The 12,742-nt window shown below is 53.4% G+C and carries 10 protein-coding genes; 5 read left to right on the top strand and 5 right to left on the bottom strand.

Annotation, left to right across the window (positions count from 1 at the left end):
- From adhE to ABVN36_RS23200, 5 genes are all read right to left on the bottom strand, one after another.
- A partial coding sequence (gene adhE / locus ABVN36_RS23220) for a bifunctional acetaldehyde-CoA/alcohol dehydrogenase (protein ID WP_393921175.1) occupies nt 1–2,546 on the bottom strand: 2,546 nt, incomplete at its 3' end.
- A 56-nt stretch (nt 2,547–2,602) separates the two neighbouring features.
- Nucleotides 2,603–3,595, bottom strand: coding sequence for a transketolase family protein (locus ABVN36_RS23215; protein WP_000083414.1), 993 nt, complete (start codon nt 3,593–3,595; stop codon nt 2,603–2,605).
- Nucleotides 3,595–4,440: a transketolase gene (locus ABVN36_RS23210; protein WP_000784291.1), complete on the bottom strand. Its 846-nt coding sequence runs from the start codon at nt 4,438–4,440 to the stop codon at nt 3,595–3,597. The genes ABVN36_RS23215 and ABVN36_RS23210 overlap by 1 nt, the downstream gene beginning before the upstream one ends.
- Nucleotides 4,441–4,453: 13 nt before the next feature.
- Nucleotides 4,454–5,203, bottom strand: a complete 750-nt coding sequence (locus tag ABVN36_RS23205) for an SDR family NAD(P)-dependent oxidoreductase (RefSeq protein WP_000924697.1) — start codon at nt 5,201–5,203, stop codon at nt 4,454–4,456.
- A gap of 50 nt (nt 5,204–5,253) precedes the next feature.
- Nucleotides 5,254–6,585 (bottom strand): MFS transporter, encoded by a 1,332-nt coding sequence (locus tag ABVN36_RS23200; RefSeq protein ID WP_001518324.1) that lies wholly within the window; start codon nt 6,583–6,585, stop codon nt 5,254–5,256.
- A 540-nt stretch (nt 6,586–7,125) separates the two neighbouring features.
- On the opposite strand from ABVN36_RS23200, the gene ABVN36_RS23195 reads away from it, so the two are divergent.
- From ABVN36_RS23195 to ABVN36_RS23175, 5 genes are all read left to right on the top strand, one after another.
- A complete protein-coding gene (locus ABVN36_RS23195) occupies nt 7,126–8,049 on the top strand; it encodes a LysR substrate-binding domain-containing protein (RefSeq protein ID WP_001075547.1) in 924 nt (307 codons plus the stop codon).
- A gap of 73 nt (nt 8,050–8,122) precedes the next feature.
- Nucleotides 8,123–8,797: a transcriptional regulator CecR gene (gene cecR, locus ABVN36_RS23190; protein WP_001025254.1), complete on the top strand. Its 675-nt coding sequence runs from the start codon at nt 8,123–8,125 to the stop codon at nt 8,795–8,797.
- The gene (gene hlyD, locus ABVN36_RS23185) at nt 8,797–9,792 is read left to right on the top strand and encodes a secretion protein HlyD (protein WP_000743437.1); all 996 of its coding nucleotides are present in this window, start codon (nt 8,797–8,799) and stop codon (nt 9,790–9,792) included. The genes cecR and hlyD overlap by 1 nt, the downstream gene beginning before the upstream one ends.
- Nucleotides 9,785–11,521, top strand: a complete 1,737-nt coding sequence (locus ABVN36_RS23180; RefSeq protein ID WP_112324623.1) for an ATP-binding cassette domain-containing protein — start codon at nt 9,785–9,787, stop codon at nt 11,519–11,521. Before hlyD ends, ABVN36_RS23180 begins: the two co-directional genes overlap by 8 nt.
- Nucleotides 11,514–12,644, top strand: a complete 1,131-nt coding sequence (locus ABVN36_RS23175; RefSeq protein ID WP_000045765.1) for an ABC transporter permease — start codon at nt 11,514–11,516, stop codon at nt 12,642–12,644. The genes ABVN36_RS23180 and ABVN36_RS23175 overlap by 8 nt, the downstream gene beginning before the upstream one ends.
- Nucleotides 12,645–12,742 lie beyond the last annotated feature (98 nt).

Genomic DNA, 12,742 nt, shown 5'->3' with positions numbered 1-12,742 from the left:
GGATAACGCGGGTTAGCGCCGGTGCACTGGTCATCGAAGGCATCTTCAGACAGTTTGTCAACGTGTGCCAGGAAGTCAGCTTCCTGCACGCCTGCTTCACGGATAGACTTAGGAATGCCCAGCTCAGCTTTAATGCTTTCCAGCCATGCCAGCAGTTTTTCAATCTTAGCGGCGGTACGGTCGCCCGGCGCGCTCAGGCCCAGGTGGTCAGCAATTTCAGCGTAACGACGGCGTGCCTGCGGACGATCGTACTGGCTGAAAGCGGTCTGCTTGGTCGGGTTGTCATTCGCGTTATAGCGGATAACGTTACAAATCAGCAGGGCGTTCGCCAGACCGTGCGGAATGTGGAACTGAGAGCCCAGTTTGTGCGCCATGGAGTGACATACACCGAGGAAGGCGTTGGCAAACGCGATACCGGCGATAGTCGCTGCACTGTGAACACGTTCACGCGAAACCGGATTTTTAGACCCTTCGTGGTAAGACGCCGGCAGGTTTTCTTTCAGCAGTTTCAGGGCCTGCAGAGCCTGACCGTCAGAGAACTCAGAAGCCAGTACGGAAACATAAGCTTCCAGAGCGTGAGTTACCGCATCCAGACCACCGAACGCACACAGGGACTTCGGCATATCCATCACCAGGTTGGCGTCGACAATCGCCATATCCGGGGTCAGGGCGTAGTCAGCCAGCGGATATTTCTGACCGGTTGCATCGTCGGTCACAACCGCAAACGGTGTGACTTCAGAACCGGTACCGGAAGTGGTGGTGACGGCGATCATTTTCGCTTTCACGCCCATTTTCGGGAACTTGTAGATACGTTTACGGATGTCCATAAAGCGCAGCGCCAGCTCTTCAAAGTGGGTTTCCGGATGTTCGTACATGACCCACATGATTTTCGCGGCGTCCATCGGGGAACCACCGCCCAGCGCGATGATCACGTCCGGTTTGAAGGAGTTCGCCAGCTCAGCGCCTTTGCGAACAACGGAAAGCGTCGGGTCGGCTTCAACTTCGAAGAAGACTTCGGTTTCAACGCCAGCCGCTTTCAGCACAGAGGTGATCTGGTCTGCGTAGCCGTTGTTGAACAGGAAGCGGTCAGTCACGATCAGCGCACGTTTGTGGCCATCGGTAATCACTTCATCCAGCGCGATGGGCAAAGAGCCACGGCGGAAGTAGATAGATTTCGGAAGTTTGTGCCACAACATGTTTTCAGCTCGCTTAGCAACGGTTTTCTTGTTGATCAGGTGTTTCGGACCAACGTTTTCAGAGATGGAGTTACCACCCCAGGAACCACAACCCAACGTCAGGGAAGGTGCGAGTTTGAAGTTGTACAGGTCACCGATACCACCCTGAGAGGCCGGGGTGTTGATCAGGATACGCGCGGTTTTCATCATCTGACCGAAGTAAGCAACGCGTTCTGGCTGGTTATCCTGGTCAGTGTACAGGCAGGAGGTATGACCGATACCGCCCATTGCGACCAGTTGCTCCGCTTTATCTACCGCATCGGCAAAATCTTTTGCTCGGTACATGGCGAGCGTCGGAGAGAGTTTTTCGTGAGCGAAAGGCTCAGAGACGTCCGTTGCACTCACCTCCCCTATCAGAACCTTGCTGTTTTCAGGCACAAAAATGCCGGCAATCTCTGCGATTGTAGCCGCTGACTGGCCGACAATTGCCGCATTCAGCGCCCCATTTTTGAGCAATACTCCGCCTACAGCTTTCCTCTCTTTTTTATTCAGAATCACCGCGCCGCATTTCGCAAAACGCTCGCGCACGGCATCGTAGACGGAATCAACAACGACAACAGACTGTTCAGAAGCACAGATTACGCCGTTATCGAAGGTTTTCGACATCAGGATTGACGCCACAGCGCGTTTGATGTCAGCAGTTTCATCAATCACTACCGGGGTGTTACCTGCGCCTACGCCGATTGCCGGTTTGCCGGAGCTGTATGCTGCTTTCACCATGCCTGGACCACCCGTCGCAAGGATCAGGTTAATATCCGGGTGGTGCATCAGCGCGTTAGACAGTTCTACGGAAGGTTGATCGATCCAGCCAATCAGATCTTTCGGCGCGCCGGCAGCGATTGCCGCTTGCAGAACGATATCTGCCGCTTGGTTGGTTGCCTCTTTAGCGCGCGGATGCGGAGAAAAGATGATGGCGTTACGCGTTTTCAGGCTAATCAGCGACTTGAAAATCGCGGTAGAGGTCGGGTTAGTGGTTGGAACGATACCGCAAATAATACCGACAGGCTCAGCAATCGTAATGGTCCCGAAAGTGTCGTCTTCTGACAGCACACCGCAGGTCTTTTCATCTTTATAGGCGTTATAGATATATTCGGAAGCGAAGTGGTTTTTAATCACTTTGTCTTCTACGATGCCCATACCAGATTCGGCGACCGCCATTTTGGCCAGCGGAATGCGGGCATCAGCGGCGGCCAGAGCGGCGGCGCGGAAGATTTTGTCTACCTGTTGTTGCGTGAAACTCGCGTACTGACGCTGGGCTTTTTTGACGCGCGCAACCAGCGCGTTTAATTCTTCAATGGAATTAATCGACATGGAAACCTCAAACGGAAACAGAGAAGCGCCGCCGCAGGACGCGGCGGCGAAAGTCATTAACGCAGACGATGCTTAATTTTTTCTACCATCATCGCGGTGGAGATGCCGTAGCGATCGTGCAGCGTCGGCAGCGCGCCGGCCAGCAGGAATTCGTCAGGCAAACCAACGGTATCCAGCTCACAGCGTACGCCTTTGCGCATCAGCAGCGCGGCAACCGCCTCCCCTAACCCGCCGACCGAGGTATGGTTTTCCGCGGTCATCACCAGGCGACCGGGCTTCGACGCCTGCTCAATAATCGCTTTTTCATCAAGTGGCTTGATTGTCGGCACGTGCAGTACGGCCACGCTGATATTATCGGCGCGTAGCTTTTCAACCGCCTCCAGAGCACGCATGGTCATCAGCCCGGAAGAGATAATCAGCACATCATTGCCGTCCTCCAGCAGTTTCGCCTTGCCCAGCTCAAACTGATAGTCGTACTTATCCAGCACCAGCGGCACCTTACCGCGCAGCAGGCGCATATACACCGGGCCGTTATGGTCAGCAATTGCCGGTACCGCCTGCTCTATCTCCAGCGCATCGCAAGGATCGACGATAACCATGCCGGGAATGCCGCGCATAATCGCCAGATCTTCGGTTGCCTGGTGGCTTGGGCCATAACCCGTCGTCAGGCCCGGCAGCGCTGCACAGATCTTCACGTTCAGATGCTCTTCGGCGATCACCTGATGGATAAAATCATAGGCGCGACGGGTGGCAAACGCAGCGTAGGTGGTAGCGAAGGGAATAAATCCCTCTTTCGCCATGCCCCCCGCCGCTCCCATCAGCAGCTGTTCCGCCATTCCCATCTGGAAAAAGCGATCCGGGAAAGCCTGGGCGAAAATATGTAGATCGGTATATTTTGACAGGTCCGCGGTCATACCGACGATTTCAGGGCGCTGCGCCGCCAGTTTTGACAGCGCGACGCCAAACGGTGCAGGGATCGTCGCCTGGCCTTCATCGGCGATAGAAGCAATCATCGCGGACGTTTTTAAACGTGGTTTACTCTGGCTCATTACAGCACTCCTTCCGGTTTGTTAGCGTCCAGCACCGCAATCGCTTTTTGCCACTCGTCAGCATCGACGCGAATAAAATGGTTCTTATCGCGGGTTTCGAGGAACGGCACCCCTTTGCCCATCAGCGTGTCGCAGAGAATGACCCGCGGCTGGTTGCCGGCATGACTTTTCGCGTTGTCAAAGGCCGCAATCACCGCAGCCAGATCGTTACCGTCCACGCGCTGTACGTACCAGCCGAAAGCGGCCCATTTTTCATGCAGCGGCTCAAAGCCGAGGATTTTGCGCGAATCGCCGTCCGCCTGCTGTTTGTTAACATCAACGATGTTAATCAAGTTAGTCAGGCCATAGTGGGCTGCCGACATCGCCGCTTCCCAGGTTGAACCTTCGTCCAGTTCCCCATCCGACATAGAGTTATAAACCCAGGAGGTACTACTTTTTTGCTTCAGCCCGAGCGCCATTCCTACGGCAATGGACAGCCCCTGCCCCAGCGAACCACCGGACATCTCCATTCCTGGCGTGTAGGTCGCCATCCCCGACATCGGTAGTCGGCTGTCGTCGGAGCCGTAGGTTTCCAGCTCCTCTTCCGGGATAATTCCCGCTTCCAGCAGCGCCGCATAATAGGCGATGGCGTAATGGCCGTGAGAGAGCAGGAAGCGGTCGCGCCCTTCCCACTCAGGGTCTTCCGGACGGTAGGTCATCGCGTGGCTGAACGCGGTTGCCAGCACATCGGCATAGCCCAGAGCCTGGCCGATATAGCCCTGTCCCTGAACTTCCCCCATTTGCAGGGCGTAGCGGCGGATGCGCCACGCCGCTGCGGCGACTTTTTGTGATTCGGTCATCTTCATCTCATTGCCTCGCTTAGTGAATTAACATGCCGCCGTTAACATCCAGGGTGATACCGGTGGAGTAGGACGCGAGATCGCTTCCCAGGAACAGCGCGGCGCGCGCGATGTCTACCGCATCGCCCAGGCGGTTCATCGGGATCCCGGCAAGGATGTTGGCCGTCATTTCATCGGTCAGCTTACCGGCGGTGATGTCGGTCTGAATCAGCCCCGGAGTGATGCAGTTTACGCGGACGTTATCGGGGCCAAGCTCACGCGCCATCGCCCGCGCCAGACCGAGCACGCCGGCTTTTGCCGCGCTGTAGTGCGGGCCGCCGAAGATACCGCCGCCGCGCTGGGCGGAAACGGAGGAGATGCAGACAATGCTGCCGGATTTTTGCGCTCTCATGACCGGGATAACCGCCTGTGACATCAACAGCGTGCCGCGCAGGCTGACGTCAAGCACCGCGTCATAATTAGCGCGCTTAATGTCCATTAGCTTCAGCGGCTGAGTAATACCGGCGTTATTCACCAGTACATCGACCCGACCATATTTAGCCATGATCTGTTCAATTGCCGCCTGAACCTGAACTTCGTCAGCGACGTTTGCCGCCAACCCGAGATGACCTTCGCCTAATGCCGCAGCTGCGGCTTCACTGGCTTCGCCATTGAGGTCGATAATGACCACTTTAGCGCCGTTTTCAGCAAATAATTTCGCGGTAGCAAAACCCAAACCGCGTGCGGAGGCCGCGCCAGTAATAATGGCGACTTTATCTTTTAATAACATATTTTCACTCCATGACATTACGTCATATTAATTAACAGGATATATTTCCGTTATTGTGGCTCATCGAGGAAGAGAATAACCACCAGACCAATTGCTGCGCAGATACCGAAATAGGTAAATACAGAATTAAAGCTGCCGGTCTTATCAAGTAGAAAACCCGCAGCCATCGGAGCGACAAACCCGCCGAGGTTGCCGCCGCTATTGATAATAGAAGAGGCAATGGGATAAGTTTTCGTGTCCGAAACCGCCATACCGTATGCTGTGAATGCGGGCCAGCCAATATTCAGGCATAAACCGACGAAGAATAACCCAACACATACCGCCCAGGTGCTTGCCGGAATATTCAGCATAATTAACATCATGACCACGGTAGAAATAGCAGTAAACATCATCGTTGGCTTACGACGACGGCCTAATACTTTATCCGAAATCCATCCGCCGCCAATCGCGCCAATAAACCCGCCGATGCACGGCATACTGGCTACAAACCCCATACTCATGACATCAAAACCGCGCTCTTTCACTAAATAGAGCGGAATCCAGGTTAATAAGCCGTACAGCACGCTAACCATCATAAAATAGGCCAGGCAGTCACCGAGGATATTTTTGGAAGTAAATAATCCTTTTGCCGTATCGATAGGCGCCATTTTTTTCACCCGAATAATTTTATCCAGCAAAGTGAAACGATCGGCAATTAATATATTTTCCCGCACGGTGTTTTTATGGATATCACGCCCGGCATTAATCTCTTCCAGTTCACTTTGCGAAACAAATCCGCTCTCTGAAGGTTTTGACTTAACCAGTAAATACCAGGCAATCGCCGCCACGATCCCCGGGATCGCAAAGGAGAAAAAGACCCACCGCCAGCCCCAGGTGACCGCAATCCACACCGCCAACGGCGGCACGATAATCGGCGCAAACATGGTGGCCGCGATATAAACGCCGGTTGCCGTGGCTTTCTCTTTCGGCGGAAACCAGTTATTAATGGTTGAAGCCAGCCCCACCGGGCATGGTCCTTCGCTAAGCCCCAGTCCCAGTCGCACCATCTTCAGGCTAAACACCGAACTTACCGTGCCCATCAGCCAGGTGAAAGCGGAAAAGCCGAAAATTGATAGTGAAACTAACCCCCGCGTGCCGCGTTTGGCGATAAAAAAACCTGCCGGGATCTGGCTTACCGCGTAGCCAAGGAAAAACATACTGGCGATGGCCCCGGCTTCAAAGTTGTTGATATGAAACTCATCAATGATAAACGGCAGCACCGCGCCGATATTGGTTCTGTCGGCGTAATTTATTGCATACACCAGGAAAATCATCGTCAAAACCACCAAACGATATTTTGTCTTCCTGGCGTCAGTACAGACTACAGTATCTATACGTGACATAGGGTATCCTCATTATTGTTTATACCCTTCATACTTCAAGTTGCTTATGTGTTGGCTACGGATACTCGGCCCATCCATGGGCCTCGCCCTGACGGGCCGTCGCACGCGACGTTCAAATCTGCTCCCGGCAGATTTGTCGCTCACCCCAGTCACATAGTTATCTATGCTCCTGGGGACTCACTCCCTTGCCGCCTTTAAGCAACTCGAATTATTTTGGGTATATGTTTTTTTCGCGAACCTTACCGCATCGCGCCTTGTTATCAGGCCTGTGGTTGCAATATAACAATCCCCAAAAGAAACGGTATTCAAAAAACCTCAATTATGAATGAGGAAAATTTGCTTCGTGACTGGATTCAAATTATTGTTGAATCAGCTTGACCGACAGAAATGGCAGATAAAACTGTTAACTTCATCACGAATTACCCCATAACTTATTTTTCGCCTATGTTAAGCTGACCAGGTATTAGGGGAGTAACCGCTGAATTTACTTCCTGGGGTAATAAAATTGGGCGATCATCATTCCATTCACCGGAGATAATCATGAACCAGCCACTACAGAATAAAAGCTTGCCTGTACCATCTTTACGCAATATCCAGGCATTCATTGAAGTGGCTGATACCAACAGCCTGAATCTGGCAGCTGAAAATCTCAATGTTACGGCCTCCGCGGTAAGCCATCAGATAGCCAGTCTGGAACAGTATCTGGGAAAGAAACTTTTTTCGCGCAGCAGTAAAGGCGTCGTATTGACCGCGATTGGTGAAAAATATTTAAAAGAGGTTTCGGGGGCGTTAAACATTATTGGACAGGCTACCAACCAGGTCATAAATGATATTCACCAGGATTATTTACGCATACATTCAGCACCGAGTTTTGGATTACTATGGTTGATGCCCCGTCTGAATAAATTTCGCCAGGCCTGGCCTGAGCTTAAAATTAGCCTGACCTGTTCTTACGAAAGTATTCAGTTCTCCCGTGATAATATCGATATCGATATCCGCCACGGCCTTTCACAATGGCCGACGCTGGTCGTCAAAACCATAAAAAATGAACGTATGCTCCCCTATACATCATCGACTTATTTAGCGAGTCATAGCATTCAAAACATTGAAGATTTACTGGGTTGCGATCTTATTCATTCAGATAGCACGCTGATCAACTGGAGCAACTGGCTGTCCTGGCATAAGGTTCGCGGCTGGAATAAAAACTTTATTTTTAATTTTGACCGTTCCTATATGAGCATTGAGGCTGCACGTATGGGCATGGGTATTATTCTTGAAAGCAATTTACTGGCCGGACAAAGCGTTAGCCAACGCCACCTGGCGCCCGTTTTTACGACTGACGTGAGTATGCCGGTTAACGCTCACCACTTCGTTTTGCCACACCACAATGAACAAAAAGAGAAAGTGAGGATATTCTTTAATTGGGTTTCCAAAGAGCTAAGCCGCGAAGGATTTCAGATCTAATAGCTGGCGGTAGACAAACCTGAAATGTGCGCCTAAAGTTAATCAATCGATTGATTAAAAATTAGGGCGTGTGATGAATATTCCCACCACGACCACCAAGGGCGAGCAGGCGAAAAGTCAGCTCATTGCCGCCGCACTGGCGCAGTTTGGCGAGTATGGCCTCCATGCCACCACGCGCGATATCGCCGCGCTGGCGGGGCAAAATATTGCCGCCATTACTTACTATTTCGGCTCAAAAGAGGATTTATACCTCGCCTGCGCCCAGTGGATTGCCGATTTTCTTGGCGAAAAATTTCGCCCCCATGCTGAAAAAGCGGAACGTCTGTTTAGCCAGCCTGCCCCTGACCGGGACGCCATACGCGAACTCATTCTGCTCGCCTGCAAGAACATGATTATGCTGCTGACGCAGGAAGACACCGTTAACCTGAGCAAATTTATTTCACGCGAGCAGCTCTCTCCCACGTCGGCCTATCAATTGGTCCATGAACAGGTTATCGATCCGTTGCACACCCATCTGACAAGATTGGTTGCCGCTTATACCGGCTGCGACGCCAATGATACGCGCATGATTTTGCATACCCATGCCTTACTGGGCGAAGTGCTGGCGTTCCGTCTCGGCAAAGAAACTATTCTGTTACGTACCGGCTGGCCGCAGTTTGATGAAGAAAAAGCGGAGCTGATTTACCAGACGGTAACCTGCCACATCGATCTTATTCTGCACGGTTTAACGCAAAGGAGTCTGGACTGATGAAAAAACCTGTCGTTATCGGACTGGCAATCGCAGCGATCGTCGCTGTGATTGCCGGTGGAACCTGGTGGTATCAAAGTCGGCAGGACGATGGGCTGACGCTATACGGTAATGTCGATATCCGTACCGTCAATATCAGCTTTCGCGTCGGCGGCAGGCTGGCGTCGCTGAATGTTGATGAAGGCGATACTATCAAAGCCGGACAGGTGCTCGGCGAACTGGATCACGCGCCATACGAAAACGCGCTAATGCAGGCGAAAGCTGGCGTGTCGGTCGCGCAGGCGCAATATGATTTGATGCTGGCAGGCTATCGCGATGAAGAGATAGCCCAGGCCGCCGCCGCCGTCAGACAGGCGCAAGCCGCCTATGACTACGCGCAAAACTTTTATAACCGTCAGCAAGGATTGTGGAAAAGCCGCACCATTTCCGCTAACGATCTGGAAAACGCCCGCTCATCGCGCGATCAGGCGCAGGCGACGCTGAAGTCCGCGCAGGATAAACTGAGCCAGTACCGTACCGGTAATCGTGAACAGGATATCGCCCAGGCGAAAGCCAGCCTGGAACAGGCAAAGGCCCAACTGGCGCAGGCGCAGCTTGATTTGCAGGACACCACGCTTATCGCGCCTGCCAACGGAACCTTGCTCACCCGCGCGGTCGAGCCTGGCAGTATGCTGAGCGCCGGCAGCACGGTATTAACGCTCTCGCTGACCCGCCCCGTCTGGGTGCGCGCCTATGTCGATGAACGCAACCTCAGTCAGACGCAACCGGGGCGCGACATTCTGCTATATACCGACGGTCGTCCTGACAAACCTTACCACGGCAAGATTGGTTTCGTTTCGCCCACCGCGGAATTTACGCCGAAAACCGTCGAAACGCCGGATCTGCGTACCGATCTTGTCTATCGCCTGCGCATTATCGTCACCGATGCGGACGATGCGTTACGCCAGGGGATGCCAGTCACGGTGAAATTTAATGACGAGGCACGGCATGAGTGAGGCCGTTATTACGCTGCACGGTCTGACGAAGCGCTTTGCGGGAATGGATAAACCCGCCGTCGCGCCGCTCGACTGTACCATTCATTCCGGTTATGTCACCGGGCTGGTAGGGCCGGACGGCGCAGGAAAAACCACGCTGATGCGTATGCTGGCGGGCCTGCTCAAAGCCGATGGCGGCAGCGCGTCAGTATTAGGCTTCGACCCGATACAAAACGACAGCGAGCTGCACGCGGTTCTGGGCTATATGCCGCAGAAATTCGGCCTGTATGAAGATCTTACCGTCATGGAGAACCTTAATCTCTATGCCGATTTACGCAGCGTTACCGGCGAGATACGGGAAAAGACCTTTGCCCGTTTGTTGGAGTTTACCGCCCTCGGCCCTTTCACTGGCCGTCTGGCGGGGAAATTGTCCGGCGGGATGAAGCAAAAACTGGGGCTGGCCTGTACGCTGGTCGGCGAACCGAAAGTGCTGCTGTTGGATGAACCGGGCGTTGGCGTTGACCCGATTTCACGGCGCGAGTTGTGGCAAATGGTCCACGAACTGGCGGGCGACGGGATGCTGATTTTATGGAGCACCTCCTATCTGGATGAAGCCGAACAGTGTCGCGATGTACTGCTGATGAATGAAGGCGAGCTGCTCTATCAGGGCGAACCTAAAGCGCTGACGCAAACGATGGCCGGTCGTAGCTTTCTGATGAGCAGTCCACAGGAAAACAACCGTAAGTTGCTACAGAGAGCGCTCAGACTGCCGCAGGTGAGCGACGGCATGATTCAGGGACGTTCGGTACGCCTGATCCTGAAAAAAGAGGCGACCGCAGCAGATATTCGTCAGGCCGAAGGGATGCCGGAAATCACCCTCAATGAGACCGCGCCGCGCTTCGAAGATGCGTTTATCGATCTGCTTGGCGGAGCGGGAACCTCGGAGTCTCCGCTGGGTTCAATCCTGCATACGGTTGAAGGCACTGCTGGCGAAACGGTGATTGAAGCGCAGGAACTGACGAAAAAATTTGGCGATTTCGCGGCCACGGACCATGTTAATTTCGTCGTACAGCGCGGCGAGATTTTTGGCCTGCTCGGCCCGAACGGCGCGGGTAAATCAACCACCTTTAAAATGATGTGCGGCCTGCTGGTGCCGACGTCCGGCAAGGCGCTGGTGCTGGATATGGACCTGAAAGTCAGCTCCGGCAAAGCCCGTCAGCATCTGGGCTATATGGCGCAAAAATTTTCGCTTTACGGCAACCTGACGGTTGAGCAGAACCTGCGTTTTTTCTCCGGCGTCTACGGTTTGCGGGGCCGCGCGCAAAATGAAAAAATTCAGCGCATGAGTGAAGCGTTTGGTCTGAAAAGCATCGCGTCGCATCCCACCGATGCGCTGCCGCTGGGCTTTAAACAGCGACTGGCGCTGGCCTGCTCGCTGATGCACGAACCGGATATTTTATTCCTTGATGAACCAACGTCCGGGGTTGATCCCCTCACCCGCCGTGAATTTTGGCTGCATATTAATAGTATGGTGGAAAAAGGGGTCACGGTAATGGTGACGACCCACTTTATGGATGAGGCGGAATATTGCGATTGCATCGGACTGGTTTATCACGGGAAGCTTATCGCCAGCGGTACGCCGGACGATCTCAAAGCGCAGGCCGCCGATGAGCAACAGGCCGATCCGACGATGGAGCAGGCCTTTATCACTCTCATCAATGACTGGGATAAGGAGCATACGCATGAGTAAGTCTCTCTCCTGGCGCCGCGTGCGTGCGTTGTGCGTCAAAGAGACGCGCCAGATCGTGCGCGATCCCAGTAGCTGGCTGATTGCGGTGGTGATCCCGCTGCTGTTGCTGTTTATTTTTGGTTACGGTATTAACCTCGACTCCAGCAAGCTGCGGGTGGGGATTCTGCTTGAACAACAAAGCCAGGAGGCGCTGGATTTCACTCATGCGATGACCGGTTCACCCTATATCGACGCGACCATTAGCGATAACCGCCATGAATTAATTGAAAAAATGCAGGCCGGACGCATTCGCGGACTGGTGGTGATTCCGGTGGATTTCGCGCAGCAAATGGCGCGCGACGGTGACAGCGCGCCGATTCAGGTGATTACCGACGGCAGCGAGCCAAACACCGCCAACTTCGTTCAGGGTTATGTGGAAGGCATCTGGCAAATCTGGCAACAGCAGCGGGCGGAAGATCGCGGCGACACCTTTGAACCGCTCATCGACGTCCAGACACGCTACTGGTTTAACCCGGCGGCGATCAGTCAGCATTTTATTATTCCTGGGGCGGTGACCATTATCATGACGGTAATTGGCGCAATCCTCACCTCGCTGGTCGTTGCCCGCGAATGGGAGCGCGGCACGATGGAGGCGCTGCTCTCAACCGAAGTGACGCGTGTTGAACTGCTGCTGTGTAAGCTTATTCCCTATTACTTTCTCGGTATGCTGGCGATGCTGCTCTGTATGCTGGTATCGGTGTTTATTCTCGGCGTGCCGTATCGCGGTTCGCTGGTGATTCTGTTTATCATCACCAGTCTGTTTTTACTGAGTACGCTGGGGATGGGGCTGTTGATTTCCACCATCACTCGCAACCAGTTTAACGCCGCGCAGGTGGCGCTGAACGCCGCCTTTTTGCCCTCAATTATGCTGTCCGGGTTTATCTTCCAGATAGACAGTATGCCTGCGGTGATCCGCGCGGTGACCTATATTATTCCGGCGCGCTATTTTGTTAGCACCCTGCAAAGTCTGTTTCTGGCCGGCAATATTCCGGTCGTGTTAGGCGTTAACGTACTGTTTTTAATCGCCTCGGCGGTGATGTTTATTGGCCTGACGTGGCTAAAAACCAAACGACGGCTGGATTAAATATGTGTATGGATAATTGTCGTCGTAGGCCGGATAAGGCGTTCACGCCGCCATCCGGCATTATGCCTGATGCGCTTTGCTTATCAGGCCTACAAACT

Origin of the sequence: Salmonella sp. SJTUF15581 (assembly GCF_043356775.1) — a bacterium.
GTDB classification, from domain to species: Bacteria; Pseudomonadota; Gammaproteobacteria; order Enterobacterales; family Enterobacteriaceae; genus Salmonella; species Salmonella enterica.
This window is presented reverse-complemented; position numbering and strand designations above follow the sequence as displayed.